19 protein-coding genes are annotated in these 21,472 nt (G+C 66.6%); 10 read left to right on the forward strand and 9 right to left on the reverse strand.

Annotation, left to right across the window (positions count from 1 at the left end; translation table 11 throughout):
* Together QP996_RS04680 and QP996_RS04685 are read left to right on the forward strand one after the other, a co-directional pair.
* Positions 1 to 279 (forward strand): monovalent cation/H+ antiporter complex subunit F, encoded by a 279-nt coding sequence (locus tag QP996_RS04680; protein ID WP_284871481.1) that lies wholly within the window; start codon positions 1 to 3, stop codon positions 277 to 279.
* Complete coding sequence (locus QP996_RS04685; protein WP_284871482.1) at positions 276 to 656, forward strand: monovalent cation/H(+) antiporter subunit G; 381 nt, start codon at positions 276 to 278, stop codon at positions 654 to 656. The genes QP996_RS04680 and QP996_RS04685 overlap by 4 nt, the downstream gene beginning before the upstream one ends.
* Here the strand turns inward: QP996_RS04685 and QP996_RS04690 are convergent.
* From QP996_RS04690 to QP996_RS04700, 3 genes are all read right to left on the reverse strand, one after another.
* Positions 646 to 1,776, reverse strand: coding sequence for a glutamate--cysteine ligase (locus QP996_RS04690; RefSeq protein ID WP_070474755.1), 1,131 nt, complete (start codon positions 1,774 to 1,776; stop codon positions 646 to 648). The genes QP996_RS04685 and QP996_RS04690 overlap by 11 nt on opposite strands.
* Positions 1,777 to 2,007: 231 nt before the next feature.
* Positions 2,008 to 3,108, reverse strand: a complete 1,101-nt coding sequence (locus QP996_RS04695; RefSeq protein WP_284871483.1) for a LytR C-terminal domain-containing protein — start codon at positions 3,106 to 3,108, stop codon at positions 2,008 to 2,010.
* A gap of 58 nt (positions 3,109 to 3,166) precedes the next feature.
* On the reverse strand, positions 3,167 to 3,391 hold the full coding sequence (locus tag QP996_RS04700; RefSeq protein ID WP_070474757.1) for a DUF3263 domain-containing protein: 225 nt from the start codon (positions 3,389 to 3,391) through the stop codon (positions 3,167 to 3,169).
* Positions 3,392 to 3,406: 15 nt separating this feature from the next.
* Here QP996_RS04700 and QP996_RS04705 point away from each other — a divergent pair, with 15 nt between their 5' ends.
* The 5 genes from QP996_RS04705 to QP996_RS04725 are packed head-to-tail and all read left to right on the forward strand — an operon-like array spanning position 3,407 to position 7,969.
* Positions 3,407 to 3,985: a peptide deformylase gene (locus tag QP996_RS04705; RefSeq protein ID WP_070474758.1), complete on the forward strand. Its 579-nt coding sequence runs from the start codon at positions 3,407 to 3,409 to the stop codon at positions 3,983 to 3,985.
* Positions 3,986 to 4,003: 18 nt separating this feature from the next.
* Entirely contained in the window at positions 4,004 to 5,107 is a 1,104-nt protein-coding gene (locus QP996_RS04710) for a hypothetical protein (RefSeq protein WP_284871484.1), read from the forward strand.
* A 2-nt stretch (positions 5,108 to 5,109) separates the two neighbouring features.
* Positions 5,110 to 5,706, forward strand: coding sequence for a GNAT family N-acetyltransferase, cg3035/Rv0428c family (locus tag QP996_RS04715; RefSeq protein ID WP_284871485.1), 597 nt, complete (start codon positions 5,110 to 5,112; stop codon positions 5,704 to 5,706).
* A gap of 5 nt (positions 5,707 to 5,711) precedes the next feature.
* The gene (locus QP996_RS04720) at positions 5,712 to 6,503 is read left to right on the forward strand and encodes an exodeoxyribonuclease III (RefSeq protein WP_284871486.1); all 792 of its coding nucleotides are present in this window, start codon (positions 5,712 to 5,714) and stop codon (positions 6,501 to 6,503) included.
* Positions 6,500 to 7,969 carry a phospholipase D-like domain-containing protein gene (locus QP996_RS04725; protein WP_284871487.1) on the forward strand — a complete coding sequence of 490 codons (1,470 nt, stop codon included), beginning with the start codon at positions 6,500 to 6,502 and terminating at the stop codon, positions 7,967 to 7,969. The genes QP996_RS04720 and QP996_RS04725 overlap by 4 nt, the downstream gene beginning before the upstream one ends.
* 138 nt (positions 7,970 to 8,107) lie before the next feature.
* Here QP996_RS04725 and QP996_RS04730 read toward each other — a convergent pair whose 3' ends face one another.
* The 4 genes from QP996_RS04730 to QP996_RS04745 form a co-directional block, all read right to left on the reverse strand.
* Positions 8,108 to 9,049 (reverse strand): endonuclease domain-containing protein, encoded by a 942-nt coding sequence (locus tag QP996_RS04730; RefSeq protein WP_284871488.1) that lies wholly within the window; start codon positions 9,047 to 9,049, stop codon positions 8,108 to 8,110.
* Between the two features lie 199 nt (positions 9,050 to 9,248).
* On the reverse strand, positions 9,249 to 9,980 hold the full coding sequence (locus tag QP996_RS04735) for an ABC-2 transporter permease family protein (RefSeq protein WP_284871489.1): 732 nt from the start codon (positions 9,978 to 9,980) through the stop codon (positions 9,249 to 9,251).
* A complete protein-coding gene (locus tag QP996_RS04740; RefSeq protein WP_194560644.1) occupies positions 9,973 to 10,914 on the reverse strand; it encodes an ABC transporter ATP-binding protein in 942 nt (313 codons plus the stop codon). The genes QP996_RS04735 and QP996_RS04740 overlap by 8 nt, the downstream gene beginning before the upstream one ends.
* Positions 10,907 to 11,386, reverse strand: a complete 480-nt coding sequence (locus QP996_RS04745) for an NUDIX domain-containing protein (protein ID WP_284871490.1) — start codon at positions 11,384 to 11,386, stop codon at positions 10,907 to 10,909. The genes QP996_RS04740 and QP996_RS04745 overlap by 8 nt, the downstream gene beginning before the upstream one ends.
* Before the next feature lie 37 nt (positions 11,387 to 11,423).
* Here QP996_RS04745 and QP996_RS04750 point away from each other — a divergent pair, with 37 nt between their 5' ends.
* From QP996_RS04750 to QP996_RS04760, 3 genes are read left to right on the forward strand one after another with little or no spacing between them, the layout of a single operon-like run.
* On the forward strand, positions 11,424 to 12,809 hold the full coding sequence (locus QP996_RS04750; RefSeq protein ID WP_502870113.1) for a GlnX family signal transduction membrane protein: 1,386 nt from the start codon (positions 11,424 to 11,426) through the stop codon (positions 12,807 to 12,809).
* Positions 12,806 to 13,822 (forward strand): glutamate ABC transporter substrate-binding protein, encoded by a 1,017-nt coding sequence (locus QP996_RS04755; protein WP_284871492.1) that lies wholly within the window; start codon positions 12,806 to 12,808, stop codon positions 13,820 to 13,822. The genes QP996_RS04750 and QP996_RS04755 overlap by 4 nt, the downstream gene beginning before the upstream one ends.
* A complete protein-coding gene (locus tag QP996_RS04760) occupies positions 13,819 to 16,206 on the forward strand; it encodes a serine/threonine protein kinase (RefSeq protein ID WP_284871493.1) in 2,388 nt (795 codons plus the stop codon). The genes QP996_RS04755 and QP996_RS04760 overlap by 4 nt, the downstream gene beginning before the upstream one ends.
* A 285-nt stretch (positions 16,207 to 16,491) precedes the next feature.
* Here QP996_RS04760 and QP996_RS04765 read toward each other — a convergent pair whose 3' ends face one another.
* Positions 16,492 to 18,924, reverse strand: coding sequence for a hypothetical protein (locus tag QP996_RS04765; RefSeq protein ID WP_284871494.1), 2,433 nt, complete (start codon positions 18,922 to 18,924; stop codon positions 16,492 to 16,494).
* Positions 18,925 to 18,928: 4 nt separating this feature from the next.
* Positions 18,929 to 21,472, reverse strand: a 2,544-nt coding sequence (locus tag QP996_RS04770) for a Rib/alpha-like domain-containing protein (protein WP_284871495.1), incomplete at its 5' end; no start/stop codon positions are given.

Consider the following 21,472-nt stretch of genomic DNA (forward strand, 5'->3'; position numbering starts at 1 on the left):
ATGCACAGCACCGCCTACACCATCTGCCTCACCGTGGCCGCCGTGTTCCTGGTCGCCGGGTTGTTCATCTTCGCCTGGCGAGCCATCGTCGGCCCCGACTCCATGGACCGCATGCTGGCCAACGACGGCATCACCGCCTCCCTCCAGTGCGCCCTAGCCCTCTACATCTGCTGGACGCTGGACACCACGGTGGTCAACGTCATGATCGTCATCGCCCTGCTCGGCTTCATCGCCACCCTGTCCGTGGCCCGCTTCCGCAAGAGGGACGGTTCCCTATGATCTCCGACATCATCTCGCTGGTTTTCATCCTCCCCGGCGCCTTCATGGTCTTTTCCGCCGCCGTGGGCACCGCCCGGTTCAGCTCCACCCTGGCGCGCGTGCATGCCATCACCAAACCCCAGACCACCGGCCTGGTGCTCATGATCACCGGCACCATCATCCGCGTGGTCACCGCCGAAGACTTCGGCGTTCACGAACGCGGCGACATCGGCATGATGTTCCTACTCGTCCTGTTCGCGCTGATGACCAGCCCCGTCACCGCGCAGCGCTTGGGGCGCATCGCGCGACGCGAAGGCCTCTACGGCGACGACGAACAGCTCACCCGCAACGACCGCCCCGCCAGCTACCACCCGCGGCGCATCAACCCTAAAGGCTAAGCTCCCACATCTCCGCGCAGGTCGCGTCCACGACGTCCTTCCAATCCCCGGTGCGCTGGTAAATCGCGCGCTGACGCTCGTAGCCCGCGCCGCGCTCGATGATCTCGCGGACCAAATTCAGCTCGTCGACGCAGCCCAGGTCGGCGGCGACGGGCGTGAGCTCGTCGATAAGCAACTGCAACTCGGTCTTGATCCAATCCTCGTCGGTGTCGCGCGAGGTAATGACCAGCGCGTCCATGCCGTATCGGGCGCCGCGCCACTTGTTCTCCGCGACGTGCCACTGCTGCAAGCTCGGCAACTTTTCGCCGCGCTCGAGCATGCGGTCGTAGTGGACGACCAGGCAATGCGTCAGCGCCACGACGGCCGCGAGCTCGCGCAGGTTGCTCGTCGCATCCGAAATGCGCACCTCGACGGTGCCCCACTTCGCGGCCGGGCGAACGTCGAAATGCATCGAGCCCGTGTGGTTGATCACGCCCGACGTCTGCTGGTCGCGCATGAAACCGACCCACTCGTCCCAGCTCTGGAACTGATACGGCATCCCCGCGGTGGGCAGCTGCTGGTACAGCATCGTGCGGTTCGACGCGTAGGACGTGTCGATGCCGTCCCACCCCGGGCTCGACGCGCTGATGGCCAGCAGGTGCGGGTACTTCGTCATCACCGCGTTAATAATCGGCCACACCTTGTCCTCGTGGCTGATGCCCACGTGGCAGTGGATCCCCCACAGCAGCATGTGCTGGCCCCAGTACTGCGTGCGGTTAACGATCTCCTCGTACGTGTGCTTCGGACTCAGCGGATTCGTGCGGAAATCCGAAAACGGGTGACCGCCGGACGCCCAGAGTTTGAGGCCCATCTCGTCGGCGACCTCCTTGACGGCGTTGAGGTCGCGTTGGAGCGCCTGCACCGCCTCTTTGGTGTTCGCGCAGATCGGAGTGACCAACTCGATGGTGTTCTGCAGGAACTCCGGCTCGAGGTGGATGTCCGGGTAGCGGGCCTGCACCTCGTCGATGACTTCGGCGGCGCGGGGCACCAAGTCGCGGGTGACCGGGTCGACGAGGCAAATCTCCCACTCGACGCCAAGGGTGGGGCCGTCAGACCTGGCAAAGTCGCGGAATGGATCCATAGTGGACGAGCCTATCCGCTGCCGCGCTCTGGGCAGGTGCCGGAGGCGGGTTTATATGCGCGAGGCGGTTGGGCGTTGGGGCTACGCGCCACCAACGCCCCCGCCAACGCCACCCCAACCCGCCAATGCGCCGAAACCGGCTACCTAGAACCGGCTGCCAGCTTAATTTTCGCTTGGTAGCCGGTTCTAGGTAGCCGGTTTTTGGGAGGGAGCGCTCCGGGCACGCGGGAACTAGCCCGCCAGAACCACCGCCACGGCGGAGCTGTTGTTCGCGGCCTGCTCCGGGATGCTCGTCGCGCCCTCCGGCAGGTCGCCCTTCGCGCGGGCGGCACCACCGACGCGGCGGGCGATGTCAGCTGCCACCTGCTCGGCGCCCGGGACGGCCGGGTCGAAGAAGACGTAGGTCTCCGGGAAGACGCCGTAGACCTGCTCCGGCATGTTCATCACCGCGGCGTCGGCGGAGTTGTTGGCCACGTTGTACTGGCCCTTCAGCTGGTCGGCGGTGCGGCTGGCCAGCTCTGGGGTGCCGGAGTTGTTGTAGACGTAGACCTGGGCCGAAGCGTTGTCGAGGCCCGCGCCCGCCGGAGCCGGAGCAGGTGCGGGCTGGCCGTTCTCGCCCTGGCCCTCGGCGCCTTCCGGACGATGCGCGTTCGGGTCCTGGGCGTTCGGGTCCTGGGCGTTGGGGTCATCTGCGCGGTCGCCCTCCTGGCCCGGCTGGCCCTCAGCGCCAGTTGCTGCGCCATCCTGATCAGCACTTTGACCAGCACCCGGCGTTGCGCCGCCCTGGCCAGCGCCGTCGCCGGCAGGCGCGGCCGGGGAGGTGCCCACCACGGTGGACGAGGTCGTCGCGGCGCCTTCGCCGTCGCCGCCCTTGTCGTCCTGCGTCATCTTCCAAATCCCCCACAGCGCCAGCAGCGCCGCAACGGCGATCAGGATCATCGCCAGGCCGCGCTTCGGCAGGCCGCCTTCCGCGGCGCCGCCTGCGGCAGCTGCCTTACGACGATCCTCCGGTTCGCCCTCGTAAGGCTCCTCATAGATGGCGTCGTCGGCGTTGCGGGTGTCGTCTGCGTAACCTGCGCCGTAATCGACGTCCTCGATGTACTCGGAGTCGTCGTCGCGGCGGTGCGCGCCACGGTACTCGGTGCCGGCACCAGCCACACCAGCGCCAGCGGCGGAGTAATCGTCGACGATTTCGGCCTCGATCGGCTCGGCGTCGTAGTCGTACGCGCCGTCAAACGAGTCGGTGTTGCCTGTGTAGCGCGTGGAGCCGGAACCCGGCTCGAACTCGGAGCCGGAGTCGGGACGGTTGTTGCCATAGTTATCGTTAGTCACATCGGCAACTCTAACCACACCACCCCGGAAAGCAGGCACAACACACCGTAAAGCTGAACTAGAGGTTGGGGGACCTTTGGCCGTCGCGAAGCCTTTGCAAGCGCCGGACCAGCTGGGGCTCGGCCGCGAGCGCATCGGGCGAGTCCAGCAAGCGATTCAGATGCTGGTAGTAGCGGATGGGCTGCATGCCCAGCTCAGAGCGCACCGCGTCCTCGCGCGCGCCGATCGACCTGGGGGCGCGCGCGGCGAAGCGGAGCACGGAAAGGTCGGTCTCTGTAAGCATGCCTAATATATTGGCATGACCATCCGACCCATCGTTATCCACGGCGATCCGGTGCTGCACGAACCGACCAAAGAAGTCACGCAGCCCGTGGAGGAGCTGCAAGAGCTCATCGCCGACATGCACGAAACCATGGACGCAGCCCACGGCGTGGGCCTGGCCGCCAACCAGATCGGCGTGCCGCTGCGCATCTTCGTCTACCACTGCCCGGACGGCGACCAGATGCGCCGCGGCACCGTGATCAACCCGGTGCTGGAGACCTCCGAGATCCCCAAAACCATGCCCGCCGACACCGGCGAGGACGACGAAGGCTGCCTGTCCGTGCCCGGCTACGGCTGGCCCACCGGCCGCGCGGAATGGGCGAAGGTGACCGGCCTGGACGAGAACGGCAACGAGATCGAGGTCGAGGGCACCGGCTTTTTCGCCCGCTGCCTGCAGCACGAGACGGGCCACCTGGACGGCTTTTTGTACACCGACGTGCTCACCGGCCGCTACAAGAAGGAGGCCAAGCGCGTGATCCGCGACAACGGCTGGAAGGAAGCCGGCCACACTTGGCTTCCGGGCACGGACGAAGATCCGTTCGGCCACGACGATTAACACGCTAAGATGTTCGCCATGCGTATCCCCGCCGTTATCGCCGCCGCGTCGCTCACCCTCACCCCCGCGACGCCCGTGGAGCCAGTTGAGCAGTTGCTTGACGACGTCTCCGTCACCCACGAAACCTCCATCACCGCGATTAACAGCGCGGAGACGGACGACGAGGTCCGAGACGTGCTCATCGCCTGGCGCAAGGAGCTCATCGCGGCCTCCGACGAGCTGGCCGAGCTGCGCGAGGAAGCCGCCGAGGACGGCCTGACCGAGGAGGAAAAGGCCACCTTCGACGAGGCGTCCGCGGCACTCAAGCGCGAGCGCGCCGGCGTGCGCCAGCTGCGCGCGGAGCTTCTGCCTGACGACGAACCCGTGGTCGTGCCCGCCCCCATCGAAGGTCTCGGCGGGCTCCTCGGCACCACCGCGTTTGACGCGTTCGAGCGCTCCGAGGCCGGCAACACCCCGATCGTGTACGGCATCCCCGGCGCGGAACGCACACGCGATGCGGAGTCCGCCGATGAGGATGTTGCGGACGCCGAGCCGACCGTTCCGGTTACAACCAAGCCGACCAAGCCGACCGTGGTGGAGGAGCCGACCACGTCGACCACCGCCCCAACCAGCACGGAGACCAGCGCGGCGACCAGCACTTCCGCCGCGTTCGGACCCGAGGTGACCCACCGCGTGGAGCGCCTCCAGGACACCGACAACGACGACGAGACCACCACCGAAACCACCTCTTCGGAGACCACGACGGACTCCACGACGACGGAGACCTCGTCCACCACCACGGGCACGGCAACCGAATCCGCCACGTCCACCACCACGGCGGCAGAGACGACCACCGGGGCCTCCACCGCGTCGTCGAGCAGCTCTGCACGTTCGGTGATGGAAAACCGCACCACGTCGGCGACCTCTAGCTCGACCACCTCTAGCTCGACCACCTCCTCCTCGACCACCACGTCCAAGACCTCCTCGACCACCACGACCGAGGACGACGACGAGCGCGACGACGACCTCGCCGACACCGGCACCCCGATGCGCGCCCTGATCGCCATCGGCATGCTCTCGCTGATGATCGGCGCGGCCCTGGTGCTCACCGGCGCGATCCGCCCGCGCGGGGCCCGCAAGTAAACGTGTCCCGGATTTTCCGCTCCGACGAGGTGGCGGTGGGCGACCGCGTCGTGGTGCGCCAGCGCCGCGGCGAGCACGCCAGCGACATCATCGGGCACGTGCTCAGCCTCGAGCCGCTGGTAATCCGCCCGCAGGAGGTCGGCGGCTTCCCTTCCTCCAAGGAGGCGATCGAGGTCACGGACCTGCACATCATCAAGAAACTCTCGCCGCGCACGGTGCGCAACTCCGAAATCCGAGAGCTGGAAAAACGCCTCGCAGACCGCCTCAACGTACGCGACTGGGCGTGGGCCAGCGGCTGGCTCATGCGCACCGGCGACACCGAGGAGGCCAACTCCGCAGTCCCACTCGGCCCTTCGGCGGGCTTCGAGCCGTTGCCCATCGACGCCATCCGGTCCTTCTACGACCAGCGTGGCCTGCCGGTGCGGCTGACCATCCCCGAGCGGATCGGCAAACCGGCGTTGAAAGTGCTCGACCACGCGTGGGAGCTCCAGGACGAGCAGGTTGTGTGGGTTGCGGGGGAGGCCTTTGGTGTGACGTCGATAGGCAATGTGCCCGAAGGGGCGCTGGAACACCACCGTAGGCGGCTGGCGCTAGGCTAGGCCGCATGCGAATCGCCACATGGAACGTCAACTCGGTGCGCACGCGCGCCGAGCGGATCGCCGCCTTCCTCGAACGCGAAGACGTGGACGTGCTGGCGATGCAGGAAACCAAAACCGCGGACAGCAAATTCCCCTACGCCACCTTCGAAGCCGCAGGCTACGAGGTCGCGCATGTGGGGGTCAGCCAGTGGAACGGCGTGGCCATCGCCTCGCGCGTGGGGCTGGACAACGTCCGCAACAGCTTCGAGCGCCAACCCGCGTTTGCCAAAAAAGGCGCCCCGTCTGTGGAGGCGCGCGCCGTGGGAGCAGCGTGCGGCGGGGTGGACGTGTGGAGCCTGTACGTGCCCAACGGCCGCGAAATCGGCGACCCGCACTACGACTACAAGCTGCAGTTCCTCTGGTCCCTGGCCGATCAGGTCCAGCCCGGGGAGCTGCAGGTGTACATGGGCGACTTCAACGTCGCGCCCCGCGACGAGGACGTGTGGGACGTGTCGTGGTTCGAGGGCAAAACGCACGTGACGGAGCCTGAGCGCGCTGCGTTCCAGATGCTGCTCGAAGCCGGGCTGCACGAGGTCACGCACGAAGACCAGTACTCGTTCTGGGACTACAAGGCCATGCGGTTTCAGAAGAACGAGGGCATGCTCATCGACTTCCAGCTGGCCACCAAGCCCATGTTCGAGCGGGTCCAGCGCGCGTTCGTGGACGTGGAGGAGCGCAAGGGCAAGGGCGCGTCCGACCACGCGCCCGTGATCGTGGACTACGACACCCGCGGCCTGGCCTACGACGAGGTGCGATGAACCTGGACCTTTCCTGGTGGCAGTTCGCGGCGATGGTCGTGGACTACGCCATCAAGTTCGTGATGATCGGCGTGGTGCCCGGCGGGCGCAAGCCGTCCTCGGCCAACGCGTGGCTGCTGTTGATCCTGCTCCTGCCGGTGGTGGGCCTGCCGCTGTACCTGCTGTTCGGCTCCACGTTCGTCTCCCGGCGCCGCCACCGCATCCAAGTTGAGGCGCGCCGCGTGCTGGACGGGGCGTGGGCGGGCCCCGACAGCACCATCGCGCACCTGCCGCCCGAAACCGCCTCGCTGGTCCGCCTCAACCGCGAGCTCACCGGCTACCCCGCGGTCCGCGGCGATGTGCGCGCGTTGTGGGCGGACTACCGCAAGACGATGCTGCGGATAGCCAAGCTTATCGACGAAGCATCCGCCACCATCTCCATCGAAATCTACGCCGTAGCCTGGGACGACACCACGGACGTGGTGTTCCAGGCGCTGGAGCGCGCCGTGGCGCGGGGCGTGCACGTGCGGCTGCTTTTCGACCACATCGGCTCCGCCAAATACCCCGGCTTTAGAAAATTGAAGAAGCGGCTTACCGACATCGGCGTGGACTGGCACATGATGCTGCCACTGGCTCCCCTGCGCGGGCGCTGGCGCCGCCCCGACCTGCGCAACCACCGCAAGGTCGTGGTCATCGACTCGGAGGTGGCGTTCGTCGGCTCGTTCAACCTCATCGACCGCGGCTACCTCATGCCGGGCCACGTCCGCGCCGGACGCCAGTGGGTCGACGCCTTCGTGGAGCTGGAGGGGCCGATCGTGGAGTCCGTCGAATCCATGTTCGCCGTGGACTGGTACACCGAATCCGGCGAGAATCTCGACATTGTGGTTGGGGCTAGGAATGAGGGGGAGGCGGAGCCGTCGACAGGCGATGTGCTCCAGCTTGTCCCCTCAGGGCCCGGCTACCTCACCGAGCCGAACCTGCGCATGTTCAACTCCATCGTCCACAACGCAAAAGAGCAGCTCACGCTGTGCTCGCCGTACTTCGTGCCCGAGGAATCACTGCTGGAGGCGATTACCTCCGCGTGCTACCGCGGCGTGCGCGTCGACCTCTTCGTCGGCGAAAAGGCCGACCAGTTCATGGTGCAGCACGCCCAATCCTCCTACTACGAGGCGCTACTGAAAGCCGGGGTGCGCATCTGGGAATTCCCCGCCCCGTATGTGCTGCACACCAAGTTCGTGCTTGCCGACCCAGGCAGCGAAGACGCCGTCGGCGTCCTCGGGTCCTCCAACATGGACATCCGCTCCTTCTCGCTGAACTACGAATCCTCCCTGCTCGTCGCATCCGGCGCGCTACTTCCGGCGCTGGAGCAGCTGGGCGCGAACTACCAGGCCGTCTCGCGCGAGCTGACGCTGGAGCGATGGGCGCGCAGACCCTGGTACCGACGGTACGTGGACAACGTGATGAAGCTTACGTCCGCGCTGCAGTAGGGGTTGCGGTGCGCCCCCACTCGCCCCACCGCTAAACCGGCTACCTACAACCGGCTACCAGGCGTTTTATAGCGTGGTAACCGGTTGTAGGTAGCCGGTTGCGGGGGAGACATGCCGGGGCACGGGTTCGACCGGGGCCTAGCGCGGGCGACGAGTGGTAGCCGGAACTCGTACCGACGGGTTGGCATCCGCCTCCGCCTTGCTGGCCATAATGCGGCGTACGCAATCTTCAGGGTCCTGGATGATTTCGGCGGGGAAAAGACGAATCACCGTATACCCTTGCTCCCTGAGCCACCGGTCGCGTTTCTCCTGCTTGATCACTGCCTCGAAAGGCTTCTCTTTGAACTTGAGATACCCGTCGATCTCGATGACCAGCGTCCCCCACAACAGGTCGACCCGGTAGTACCTCCCGATCCACATCTGCTCCCTCACCTTGATTCGGCGCAACGCCAACAGCACCCTAACGACGGACTCGAACGGAGACTCCGACAGCGATGAGCTCAAAGCGATAGCCTCTTTCACACGGCCGATCCCCCGCTTGCCGCGCATCCGCTGCGCCACCGCCAAAATTTCGTCGCACCACATCTGTTGCTGAAGCGGCGCCATTTCGCGGTATTGCCCGTCGATGGCCGCAGTAGCGTCCGGGACACCATGGAATCTGGCGATGTCTACGACGGTGCGGGGTGGCGTTGTCAGGCGAAGGGTTGCTCCCGCGCCCGCACGGTCGATCGGATCACGGACCACGGTGTCGATCTCGGGAACGCTGATGTGCCGGTACAGCACCCCTTCAGGCCACTGCTTCTTCGGCGGCGGGTTGCCGTTGCACTGTGCTAGCTCTACCAGCTCTTCCCGGTTGGGAACCACCCACATGCCGTGCATGCGGGCAGCAGACCTGCCGACGAGCACCGCCTTATACGCCGCAGCCGACACTGAGTAGCAGCGGAGATACTCCTGCTCGTGCGATTCCAATGTGTCCCAGTCTGTGGTGGCGATGAACTTTGTTGCAGATAGCTGCCGACAGTCCTGGGCCTCAGCGGTATGCCGTGACATCAGCATTCCGGTTAGACGCGCTCGATCCATGGTTCCCCCTTTTGGTCCATCCCCCGATGACGCAGCCAGATTAACAAACCACGCTCGGTCGTGCTCGTCTTCCTCACGCCGCGCCACCCCGAACACAAACACCGGCTACCTACAACCGGCTACCACGCCCTAAAGCGCTTGGTAGCCGGTTGTAGGTAGCCGGTTTGCGCGTTGATGCGCTGAGCGGCCCCTACCCCCCCTACGCGTCGCGGGTCTCCAGCAGCACCACGCCGATGATCCACGCCGCCACGGCCCACACCGCGAAGATCAGAAGCGACACGGGCAGCGTCCAGTTCTGGGTGGGGCTGTTGGTCATGAACGCCATGAGGTTGCCAAACGGCAGGAACTTGGCCACGTCGGCGCCGTAGCGCGGGATGAAGCCGACGATGGATTCGATCAGCAGCATCATGCCCATGCCGGTGACCACGGCGCCGGAGGTGTTGCGCGCAATCCAGCCCACGCCTTGCTGGAACAGGGTGATCAGGGCCATGCCGAGGGGGATGGCCCAGAGGGCGCGGCGGGCGGCGGTGTTGCTCACCCAGTTAGCGGGCACGGGCGCGGTGAGGTCGCCGACCATAAACGCGACGGCGAGCCCCACGAAGGTGAGCAATGCGGCCAGCACAGCCCCGAGCACAAGCTTTGCGACGGCCACCCGCCACCGCTTCGGAGCAACCCTGAAGTTTGTCGACGGGATGCCGAAGCGGTACTCGGTGGTCACGGTCATGGAGGCCTGCACGATCACGATGATCGCGGTGGTCAGCGCCATGGTGGCGGCGACGGTCAAGGGCGCGTACGGCATGCCGCCGAGTTTGGATGCGGTGCCGAACAGGGCTCCGTAGAAGGCGCCGAAGGCGATGATCAGCGCGGAGGTCCACCAGAAGGAGGCGGTGGAGCGCAGTTTGGTCCACTCGGCGGGAAACAGGTTAAGCATTGGTACCTCCGGAGACGTACTGGGCGTGGCCCTCGGTGGATTGCATGTAGGCCTCTTCCAGGGAGGCGCGGCGCTCGGCGAGCTCGGACAGCGGCACCCCGGCGGCGAAGGCGACGCGGCCGACGTCGTCGGAGGTGCGGTCCGGGATTTCGAACACGGCACGGCCGTCGGCGTCCACCGCCCGTGTGAAGGGCATGGCCGTGTCGGCGTGCTGCAGCGCTGCGGCCAAGGAGGCGGCGGCGTCTTCTGTGGGGGTGCGCACGATGGTGGTCACGCCGGAGTTTGCGCGGATGAACTCGGCCATGGACGTGTTGGCAACCAGGCGGCCGCGGCCGATGATGATCAGGTCTTCGGCGGTCTGCGCCATCTCGGCGAGCAGGTGGGAGGACACGAGCACGGTGCGCCCCTCGGCCGCCAGGGACTGCAACAGTCCGCGCACCCAGCGGATGCCGGCAGGATCGAGGCCGTTGACGGGCTCGTCCAGGATCAGGTATTCCGGGTCGCCGAGCAGCGCCGCCGCGATGCCGAGGCGCTGGCCCATGCCGAGGGAGAACCCGCCGACGTGTTTGCCGGCGACGTCGCTTAAGCCCACCAGCTCGAGCACCTCGTCCACGCGGGTGCGCGGCAGCCCGGCGGCTTGCGCTTGCCAGAGCAGGCTGGCGCGGGCGGAGCGGTTGGGGTGGACGCCTTTAGCGTCGAGAAGCGCGCCCACTTTGCGCGCGGGGTTGGGAAGCTGGCGGTAGGGCACGCCGTCGATGAGCGCGGTGCCGGAGGTGGGGCGGTCCAGGCCCAGGATCATGCGCATGGTGGTGGATTTACCTGCGCCGTTGGGGCCGAGGAAGCCGGTGACGACGCCGGGTTTGACGGTGAACGTGAGGTCGTCAACCGCTTGGACGGCGCCGTACCGTTTGGTCAGGCCTTGCACTTCAATCATGCGGTTCAGTATGCACCATCGCTCTTTTGAGCACATTGCTTAGCGACGCCGCGAAGCCCGGGTGCAGCTCAAACCCCGAAACCTCAGTCAACCCAACCCAACGCAGTTCCTCCGATTCCTCGTTGGCGGTCACGGCCAGCGGCGCCTGGCACAGCGCGATGACGGTGGTGTAGCTCCACTCCGGCAGCTCCGTGGTGACTACTTCCTCGACTACGTTGATACGCTCCGGGTCGATGGCGCACTCCTCCACGGACTCGCGCACCGCCGCCTGCGCTGGGGTTTCGTGGCTGTCGCGGGCGCCGCCGGGGATGCCCCAGGTTCCGCCCTGGGCGGTCCAGGTGGCGCGGTGCTGCAGCAGCACTTTCGCGTCTGCTCCCTGACCGGCGATGAGAAAAAGGCCGGCGGCGCCGAAGCGCCCCCAGAGTTTTGTGCCGTCGGGTGTGGTGACCCAGCCGTTTCCGTCGCCAAGCATGGCCCCCACTGTAGGTGGGAACAGTTATCATTGCGGAATGGTGACGCAAAGCAGGCCGAGCGACGACGCGTGGCTCGACGAGCTTGAAGCGCGCCCGGCGCACCCGCGGCTGCACGGCGTCCTCCACGGCCCGCTCGCCGGCCCCTTAAGAATGGGACGGCGCGGCCACGCGTTCGCGCAGACCACCCCGGGCAAGATCATCGTGGTCATGGTGCTGCTGACCACCATGCTGCTCGCGGCGGGGCTATCCATGAGCCAGTCCATGTCCAGCCGCAACCAGTCGCTGGACACGGTGCGCGAGGCCACGGAGCCGATGAGCGCGGCCGCCCACCTGCTATCCACCTCCCTGCTGCGCGCCGACACCATCGCGGCGGGCGGGTTTGTCCAGCCCGGGCCGCTGTCGCACGAGGACGTGCAGGCCTACTCCGCCGCGCTGGACACCGCGGTCAGTTCCGCCAGCGAGATTTACAAGGGCGCGGTGGAGGCCGACACCGCCACCAGCGAGCGCATCGAGGAGCTGGTCAGCGAAATCCAGCGGGACCTTCCCGTCTACGCGGGCTTAAACGAGCGCGCCCGGGTGAACCAGCGCATGGGCAACCCGGTGGGCGTGGCCTACATGTCCGAGGCGTCCAGCATAATGCGCACCCGCATGCTGGTGGCCGCCTCCGAGATCAACGCGCTGACCCGCGAGGACGTGGCGAAGGAGATGCGGCGCTTGTCCGAGCCGCAGTGGGTGCCGTTGTCCGGCCTGGTCGCGGCACTCGGGTTCCTCGTGCTCACGCAGTGGTGGCTGTGGCGGGTATTCCGCCGCCGCCTGAACAAGGGGTTTCTCGCCGGCACCCTCGCGGTGGTGGTGGCGCTGAGCTGGGCCGCTGTGTCGAACTACCAGTCCTGGCGCAACGGTTCGGTGGAGTATGAGAGGGCGGCGAAGCCCTGGGAGGAGCTCACCGTTGCCCGCTTCGACGCGCTGCAGACGCGCACGGACGAGACGTTCGCGCTGCTGCGCCGCCAGTCGGTGGTGCACTCCTCGCGGGCGTTTGACGGAACCTATGCGTCGGTGAGCGCGGCGCTCGCAACGGCTGAGGAGTACGGCGGGGAGCAGCAGCTTATCGACGACGCACGCGACGCCCTGCGCACTTGGGCCTACGAGCACAACGAGCTGGTCGGCGCCCTGAACTCCGGTAGCTACGAACAGGCGGCAGACCTGCTGGTTACCAGCGGCGGGGCGGGCGAGACGCCGTTCAGGGACCTGGACGCGACGCTGTCTAAACTCATCGCCTCCTCCCGGGAGGGCACGCAGGCCTACATCGACGCCTCGTTGGACGCGACGCGGCAGGTCTCCGCGGTGGTGGCGCTTTTGTCCATGCTGGCTGTGGTCTGCACGTGGCTGGGTATCCGCAGAAGGCTGGGTGAGTACCTATGAGAACGACGTGGGCCGCGAGCGCGGCGGCTGTAACGGTGGCGGTGCTGGCGCTGGCAGGCTGCTCCGAGGAGCCGTCGCCGGTGCGCGCCACCATCGCCCCGGAGCAGGAAACCTCCACCACCCGCGAGCTGCTGCCGCTGCCTCCCGGCGCGACACTCGAAGGCGCGCAGGGGGTGCCGGCGGAGCCCTATGTGTCGTCGAAATTTGACTGGGAGGGCTCGCTCAATCCGCGCGAGGCCGAGGAAGCCACCCCGAACGTAGACCGCATCAAGCGCCGCGGCCGGCTGGTGGTGGGCATCGACCAGTCCCTGTACCTGCTGGCGTTCCGCGACACCGCCAGCGGCGAGCTGCGCGGGCTGGAGGTGGACCTCGCCCGCGCGATCGCGGAGGACATTTTCGACGAGGAAAGCACCGGGATCAACCGCCTGGACCTGCGGTTTGTGGACTCGGCGGCGCGCGCCGAGGCGCTGAACAACGGCGAGGTGGACATTGTCATCCGCACCATGTCCATTACCCGGGAGCGCGCGGAGTCGATCGATTTTTCCACCCCGTACCTGACCTCTGGCGTGCGGGTTCTGGTGCCGCGGGACCGGGGAGTGGACGACATCAACCAGCTGGGCAGCAAAACGGTGTGCATCGTCGACGGCACGAACCTGACCCAGATCGCGCGCACGTTCACACCGCATTCGGAGATTTTGCGCACCCGCTCCTGGTCCGACTGCCTAATGGCTACGCAGCAGTTCCAGGCGGACGCGATTATGGCGGACGATTCCATCCTGGCGGGCTTGTCCGCGCAGGACCCGTACGCGAAGATCCTGCCGGGCACGCTGGCCTCGCAGTACTACGGCGTGGGGATCCCGAAGGGCCAGGCGGACCTGGTGAGGCAGGTCAACACGACGCTGGAGCGGATGCGTAACGACGGCACGTGGTCGCAGCTCTACTCCACCTGGCTCGGAGGCTCCATCGCGGAGTCCTCCCCGCCACCGCTGATGTACCGCAAGGAGGGGCAGTGAGCACGGAACGCAATGAGCAGGACCCGCTGGAACAGCACACCGAGGCGGTAGCCTTCGACCCCTTCGCGGACGAAGAGGATGACGCCGAGCCGGGCACCGAGGCGGTAGCGTTTGACCCCTTCGCCGACGATGAGACGGACTACTCCGCCATGGGCGAAATGGCCGGCCTGCTCAAAGACTTGGACGAGCTGCGCAAGGGCAGCAACCGCGAGGACACCTCCCAGCGCTCGCGCAGGCTCGCCCTCGACACGTTCCGCGAGCGCCGCGGCACCCGCCGCGCCACCCGCGTCGTCGCCGACGGCATGGTTGAGCTGCCCTGGGTGGAGCCCACCGAACCGAAAGAGGCGCTGATCGACCCGGAGCCAGCCGTGGTGGAAAAGGGCATCGCCCCGCCTACACTGCACCCGGGCGACGTGGTGGCCAGCCAGTACGAAATCATGGGCGTGATCGCCCACGGCGGCATGGGCTGGATCTACCTGGCGCAAGACCACCACGTGGCCGGGCGCGTGGTGGTGCTCAAAGGGCTGCACTCCACAGACAACCCGGACGAAGCGGCGGCTGCCGCGGCCGAGCGCGAGTTCCTTGCGGAGATGACCCACCCCGGCATCGTGCAGATCTTCAATTTCATCGACGACCCGCGCGTGCCCGGCGGGTTCACTGTCATGGAGTACGTGGGCGGGCCGAGTTTGCGGGCGTGGCGGAATGCGTCGACAAGCAAGGTGCTCCAACCCGATATCGCGATCGCGTACATGCTCGAAGTGCTGCCGGCGCTGGACTACCTGCACTCGCGCGGCGTGGTGTACAACGACCTGAAGCCGGACAACATCATCGTCACCGAAGACCAGGTCAAGCTCATCGACATGGGCGCGGTCTCCGGCATCGGCGCCTACGGGTTCATCTACGGCACGAAGGGGTTCCAGGCGCCGGAGGTGGCAACCGAAGGGCCTTCCGTATCCTCCGACGTGTACACGGTGGGCCGCACGCTGGCCTCGCTGGTGGTGGACCTGCCGCAGACCGACGGGGTGTACGACCCGGGCCTGCCCTCCCCCATCGACGAGCCGCTGTTTCGCCAATACACCTCCCTGTACCGTTTGCTCGCCCGCTGCTGCAACGAGGACCCGGCGCAGCGCTTCACCAGCCTGATCGAGCTGGAGGCGCAGATGCTCGGCGTGCTGCGAGAAATCGTCGCCGTGCGCGACGGGCGCACCTACCCCGCGCAGCACTCCCTGTTCTCCCCGCAACGTACGACGTTCGGCACAAAGCACCTTGTCTTCCGCACCGACCAGCTCATCGACGGAATCGCCCGCAGCGTGGACATCACCCCGCAGGAAGTCGTCGCCGCTCTGCCGTCGCCGCTGGTCAACCGCGACGACGTCGGCGCCGCCATGCTGCAGGGCTCCTCCTACGCCGAGCCGCGCGAAACGCTGGAGACGCTGCGCCAAGCCATGACCACACCGCAGTACGAGCACTCCGTGGAGATCCCCTTCGGAGTCGTGCGCACTATGCTCGACCTCGGCCTGACCACCCAGGCGCGCACCTGGCTGCGCTCACTTTCGGAGCGCTTCGGCGGCAACTGGCGCTACTTCTGGTACGCGGGCGTTGTGGAGACACTGTTGGGCGACTTCAACTCCGCTAAGACCTCTTTCTCCGAGGTGCTCAATCAGCTGCCCGGCGAGGCCGCACCGAAACTCGCGCTCGCCGCAGTCAGCGAGCTCCTCCTGCAGGAAGGCGGGTATCAATCGAGCGAGCTGCTTCACGACGAGCTCGCGCCCGCCGCCGCCGGCCTCGACCGACACCTCCGCGACGTGCCGGACGCCGTGTTCGAACGCATGGCCTCCGCCGGGGCGACAGACGGCACCTGGTCACTGACCGCGACCTCACCCGAGGGCCTGCGCTTCCACGCCACCCGCCTCTACGCCCTGGTGTGGATGACCAACCCCACCACCGTCTCCTCCGCCTTCGGCCTGGCGCGCATGCTCATGTGCGAACGTGAGGTGGACCTGGCCATCAAGGCGCTGGACAAGGTGCCGAACGCGTCGCGCCACTACCGGATGGCGCAGCTCACCGCCATCTTGTGTCTGGTTGCGGAGGGCACCACTGAAGAGCACATCCGGCTCGCAGCCCGCCGCCTCGAGCAGATCCCCTCCACCGAACCGCGCTTTTTGCAGATCAAGGTCGCCGTCATCGAGGCCGGCCTGACGTACCTGCGCTCCCACCAAGCCTCCACAAACGTGGCGCTTTTCGAGTACCCCTTCACCATCCGGGGCCTGCGCCGCGGCCTGGCCCAAACGCTGCGGGAGCAGGCCCGGGTGGCGCCGTACCCGAAGCACCGGTACGCGCTGGTGGACTTAGCCAACAAGGTCCGCCCAGCGACGTGGTTCTAGGGTGAGGTCGCCGTTCCCAAATTTGTTCACCCCGGCCGGGTGCTGTCGGTGAACAAATCCCCTTTTGGCGGTTGATTTGTTCATTTTCCGCAGGTCGCCCAAAATCTGAGGCAGATCTATTCATCGCGCAGTGAATTAATCCGCCGGGGCGGCGGGAACCGAGCGAGGCCGCTGGCCCGCCGACACTTCACGGCGGAATCTGTCAGGCGGGCCCCATCGGCCCAGGTCATCGAAAACGGCCGCCGTAATCTGTCAGGATTACGGCGGCCGTTCCAGCGGCGGCGCTTAGATGAAACCGCCCATGACAGCTGCCGCGCCGCCGAGGCCGACAACCGCCAGGATCGCGATGATCACGCCCACGATGGTGCCGGCGCTGCTGCCGGACTCCTTGCCGCCCTGGCCGCCCTGGCCGGTCTCGCCGGCCTGGGTGTTCGGGGTCGGCTCGTTCTGGTTGGGGGCCGTGCCCGGCTTCGGGGTCGGCTTCGCCTGGGTCGCGCCGTTGAGCTCGGTCACGGCCGGGCCGCGGTTACCGGGCTGCACCGGCTGGTTCGCAGTGGTGGGCACCGGTGCGGGCTGGGCCAAGGTCGGCTTCGCCGGGTCCTGTTTGCCCACGGTGTCGCGCGCGGCCTGGAGGTGCTCGGAGTTGTTCCTCTCCAGCTCCTTGACCAGCTCGTCCATCTGCTCGGTGGTGTAGTTGAGCACGGAGAACTCGTTGGTCTCCTCGGCGACCAGGTGGCCGTCGGCGTTGAAGACGCGGAACTTCACCGGCATGGAGGAATCCTTGTAGCCGGCGGTGTTGGCAATCGGCACCTCGACGTTGAGCTTGCCGTGCTCGGTCAGTGCGCCTTCGACCGGGTAGGTCTTGCGGAACTTGCCGCCCGGGTAGTCCACCTGGAGCGTGAACTCGTGCAGGTCGATGCCCAGGTTGGACAGCTCCAGGTGCACCTTGGAGTCGGAGCGGTTGGCGATGATGACGTTCTTTACGCCCTCGCGCTCGCCAAGCACGCGGATGCCGGCCTTGCCGTTGTTCTCCTCCGCCGCCAGCAGCACGAGTTCGTCCACCTTCGGGTGGCTGTGGCCGGACTCCGACGGGTCCTCGGACACGCCGGTGGAGCCGGTGGCCTTGGCGATCTCGCCGTTGACGATGTCCAGGTTGTCCCAGTCCGCGGCGATGTCGTAGGCGCCGGTGTAGCACTTCGCGTTGCCGTTGAAGCAGGCTTGCGGGATGCCGATGCCGTCGTTGGCGGTGGAGTTCGTGTCCGAGTAGTCGAAGTGGCTGAACTGGTACAGGTAGTTCATCACGGACTTGTACTTAGGCACGTAGGCGCTGTTCGGCTTGGGCACCGCGGACGCGCCCGAGTGGGTCAGGCCGAGGTTGTGGCCGAACTCGTGGAGGATGGTGTTGCGCATCTGCTCCTGGGACGTCATCAGGTAGTTCTTGGCCACGTAGAACGCGCCGTCGGAGATCAGGCCGTTGCCGGAGGACAGGTTTCCCGCCTCCTGCTGGTCGCCGATGATGCCCACGCGGAAGACGGACTGGCGTGCACCGAGCAGGTTCTTGCGGTCCTTGACTAGGCGCACACCGGGCACCTCTGCGCGGCCGTTGGCGTCCTTGAAGTAGATCGGCGCGTAGTCAATGGTGGCGCCGCCCTGGGGCGTGATGCCAGGGATGTTGCTGTAGTAGTCGCCCGCGTCGATGTGCAGGTTGTAGCCGCGACGGTCAAACAGGTCCACCAGGTCGTTGAGGATCTGGCGAGACGGCCGGTACACGTTCACGTTCGCGTTTGCGCACTCCAGGAACTCGCCGAAGTCGTCCTCTGTTGCCGCGTACTGCCGCTTTTCGGAGCAGCCCTTGGTCTCCCACTCGGACTTCATCCAGTTCAGCTGCAAAAACAGGTCCTTGCGGTTGGGGTCTGCGCCCCAGCGGTGCAGCGGGAACTCGGTGCCATCGGGGGCGGTGTAGCCGTTGATCTCCCACTCGTCGGGCAGACCGTCGCCGTCGGAATCCTTCAGTGCTTCTTTCGCGTCGCCGGCGATGGTCATGCGTGCGTTCAGCTTCTCGTCGTGACGCTGCCACACACCTGCGATGTGGCTTTCGCCGTCGTTCGCGCCAGCCTCCGCGGAATGCACACTCTTGCCCTTGCCGGTGGTGTCGGCGCCCTCGAACGTGGTGTGCAGCTGGTAGCGGCCACCTACGTCGATGGTGTACTCGTTCGTGCGGGTCTCCGAAGTGCTGATCGGGTGGTCCCGGCCAATCAGCGCGTCCGTGAGCACCAGCTTCAAGTCCTTCTTGCCGCTGGTGCTGCGCAAATCCACCCGCACGTCCACGCTCGTGGCCTTGACGGTGAAGGTGCGCACGAGCTTCACGCCGAGCTTCGGGTCGGTGTGGGTGAGGGTGACTACGTCGCCTTCGTCGTTGGACGCGGACTCCACCTTGGTGTCCGCGCCCGCGAACTCGACTTTGGTGCCGTCCACGTAGGCGTCCAGGTAAAACGCCGTGGGCATCAGGCCGTAGGTGAGGCTGTTGTACATCAGCCAGGACACGCGGCCCTTGTTCACGTCCACGTTTTGGAAGCCTTCGTCGGCGCCGGTGGTGACGCCGACCAGGTGGCTCTTGGACCGGTCCACGGCCGCATCGGCCGTAACCGGCAGCGTGACACCAGCGGTGAGACCTAGCGCGACAGCAGCCGCGATCGCTTTCTTCCCTGTGTGAATCATGCGCCTACATCCACCGCTCTAAAAAGTGTTGAAAATTATCTCGGTTATCGTACAAAACCTTGCCAGCTGCGCCCAACAATCCAAGCACCGCGAGCACCCACACCCACGGCGAGGGTTTCGAAGAGCCTTCGCCTATCGACGACCCTCCGGCCCGCACACCATCCACATCGACCACGACCTTGAAGTGGCCTACGGAGCCGTCGGCGAGCAGCACGTTCACCGGGATCTCCTTGACCTGGCCGGCGGCACCGGCCGGGACGTAGATATCCAGCACGCCGCGGGTGCGGTCCAGGGACACCTCCCAGCCGTCCGCGTCGAAATCGCCCAGGCTGAACGGGTAGTCCGCTGCCTTGTTGGGTGCCGACAAGGTGACTCGTGTGGTGGTGTCGGGGCGGCCGACAGCGGAGACGTCGTTAAGCATGATGCTCTCGGCGAGTGTGTCCTGGCCGGACTTGGTGCGCACCTCAACACGAGCAGACGTGATCGTGTGCGAGGAGTCTTCGAACGTGACCTGCACCGGAATGTCGCGCGGGCCGGGGACGGTGCCGTCGTAACTGGCGACGACAAGTTCGCCCGTCTCCGAGTCGATCCTCGTGCGTAGCCCCGGGATCGGCTTGACCAGGGAGAACGACGCACCAGCGACATTCGGCCGCAAAATGGTGGTCTGGCCCGCGTTAATGGTCACACGCGGGTACTCCACCTGCGTCAGCGCCGCGGTGCCACGCACGGTCGTTGCCGGCACCTGGACAACGCGCTGCGAACCGTCAGCGAACGTCACCACAACCGGGATCAGCGCCGCCTGCGGATCATCCTCATCGCCATTGCGGGCAACCGTAATCTCACCCGTTTCCGAGTCCACGGATGCTTGCCAGCCCCGCGCATCGAAGGACGCGGCCAGCGCGAACGTGGCACCCGCCGGGGCCTGGCTCGGCGACACCGTCACCGGCGTGCCAGCCTCCGTGACCCGAACCGGACGCCAGGACACCGCCTGGCTGGCGGCCTCCGACCTGGTGGCCACCGGCACAGTGATCTCCTGCACGGAACCGTCCGGCAGCGTCAGCTTCAACGGGATGTCAAAGTTCGCGCCAACCGGGGCATCCTGCGACACCTTCACGGTGATCGCGCCCGATTCCGGATCGATCTCCACCGGCAGTGCCGTCAGACCGGTCTGCTCGAACGTCGCACCCGGGGGCATCGAACCGGTGGGGAACATGCGGATGTTGCCGTCCGCGTCGAAGAACGGCTTGCCGTAGCCGCCGGCCGAATTTGCCCGCGCCAGCGACATGCCCGTCAGCGCCGCGATGCGGGCCACGACCGTCGGTTTGTTGTCCTTGTCCGAGACCGTGCCGTCGGAGTACAGCACCGTCACCGGGACTTCGATCGGCTCCGGGTTGTCCTCGGGAGCGGTGGCGTAGATCTTTCCGGTGTCCGGGTCGATGCTGACGTCCCAGCCCTTGTAGGCCTGGTCCGCGCCGAGCTCGTTGCCCTTCTCGTCGTACACCGGGGCCAGCGCGTACTGGCCGATGTTCTCGCCGTCGTCGTTGACGGGGAACGTGCCGTCGAGAAGCGGCACCACAACAGTCTTGCCCGGCTGCGCGCCCAGGCCCTCCTGGTAGGCAGGCGCGTAGGCCTCGTTCTGCGCGGCGGCGTCGACATGGAAGACCGCCGTCGCCTTCCCCGTCGTGCCGTCCGGATAAGTGAAGTCGACTGGGATATCGATGGTCTTATCCGTCGGGTAACGCAGCGGCGCCTTCACCGTGACGACGCCGGTGTCCTCATCGACGGTTCCCTCGGGGCTGTCGGTAGAGAACTTCGTGCCAGCCGGAAGCGGCTGCCTTGCGTACGCGATGCCGTCGCGGTTGATGGTCGCGATCGGCGGGCGACTCGAGTTCGTCTTACCCGCCTGGACGAAGGAGTCCTTGTACTCCTCATCGCTAATGCGCTCGGCATCGCTGACCGGTGCCGTCACCCTGACAGTGATGGTGTCGCGCTCCCCTGCCTCGGAGACCACGTCAACGGTGTACGTGTCGGGCTTGATGTCGCGGCCCGGCGCCGCCACAACCTGGCCGTCCGATGCGACGGACAGCCACTCCGGTGCATCGCCGTCGACGCGCACGTTGACGGTCGTGGACGGCTTGCGGGACGGCACGGTCACCTTCGTGGTGCCGGCTTGCACGGTCAGCGTTTTCCAGGCGAAGTCGTTGACCGACGGGGCCGGCTGCGCACTGGTCGTCGGTTGCGGTGCCGACGTGGTGGGTCGCGCCGAGGTCGGCTTGGTGGTTGTCGGCTGCGGCTGAGTCGTCAGCTGCCCAGAGGTCGGCGTCGCTGCGGTCGGCTCAGAGGTATCCGGGGCAGACGGCTCCGGCGCGGACGTGGTCTGGCCCGAGGTCGGCTGAGCTGTAGTCGTCTGGCCCGAGGTCGGCTGAGCGGACGTTGGCTGCGCAGTAGTTGACGTCGGCTGCGGCTGAGTTGTCAGCTGCCCAGAGGTCGGCGTCGCTGCGGTCGGCTCAGAGGTATCCGGGGCAGACGGCTCCGGCGCGGACGTGGT

It is taken from the genome of Corynebacterium sp. MSK008 (assembly GCF_030232585.1).
In the GTDB taxonomy this organism is placed as follows: domain Bacteria; phylum Actinomycetota; class Actinomycetes; order Mycobacteriales; family Mycobacteriaceae; genus Corynebacterium.

Coding starts and splice junctions, on each gene's coding strand:
- QP996_RS04750 (WP_502870113.1), top strand. CDS start 11,424: ATGGTGACGCAAAGCAGGCCGAGCGACGACGCGTGGCTCGACGAGCTT.
- QP996_RS04685 (WP_284871482.1), top strand. CDS start 276: ATGATCTCCGACATCATCTCGCTGGTTTTCATCCTCCCCGGCGCCTTC.
- QP996_RS04725 (WP_284871487.1), top strand. CDS start 6,500: ATGAACCTGGACCTTTCCTGGTGGCAGTTCGCGGCGATGGTCGTGGAC.
- QP996_RS04730 (WP_284871488.1), bottom strand. CDS start 9,049: ATGGATCGAGCGCGTCTAACCGGAATGCTGATGTCACGGCATACCGCT.
- QP996_RS04740 (WP_194560644.1), bottom strand. CDS start 10,914: ATGATTGAAGTGCAAGGCCTGACCAAACGGTACGGCGCCGTCCAAGCG.
- QP996_RS04720 (WP_284871486.1), top strand. CDS start 5,712: ATGCGAATCGCCACATGGAACGTCAACTCGGTGCGCACGCGCGCCGAG.
- QP996_RS04735 (WP_284871489.1), bottom strand. CDS start 9,980: ATGCTTAACCTGTTTCCCGCCGAGTGGACCAAACTGCGCTCCACCGCC.
- QP996_RS04705 (WP_070474758.1), top strand. CDS start 3,407: ATGACCATCCGACCCATCGTTATCCACGGCGATCCGGTGCTGCACGAA.
- QP996_RS04710 (WP_284871484.1), top strand. CDS start 4,004: ATGCGTATCCCCGCCGTTATCGCCGCCGCGTCGCTCACCCTCACCCCC.
- QP996_RS04755 (WP_284871492.1), top strand. CDS start 12,806: ATGAGAACGACGTGGGCCGCGAGCGCGGCGGCTGTAACGGTGGCGGTG.
- QP996_RS04700 (WP_070474757.1), bottom strand. CDS start 3,391: ATGCTTACAGAGACCGACCTTTCCGTGCTCCGCTTCGCCGCGCGCGCC.
- QP996_RS04745 (WP_284871490.1), bottom strand. CDS start 11,386: ATGCTTGGCGACGGAAACGGCTGGGTCACCACACCCGACGGCACAAAA.
- QP996_RS04765 (WP_284871494.1), bottom strand. CDS start 18,924: ATGATTCACACAGGGAAGAAAGCGATCGCGGCTGCTGTCGCGCTAGGT.
- QP996_RS04690 (WP_070474755.1), bottom strand. CDS start 1,776: ATGGATCCATTCCGCGACTTTGCCAGGTCTGACGGCCCCACCCTTGGC.
- QP996_RS04680 (WP_284871481.1), top strand. CDS start 1: ATGCACAGCACCGCCTACACCATCTGCCTCACCGTGGCCGCCGTGTTC.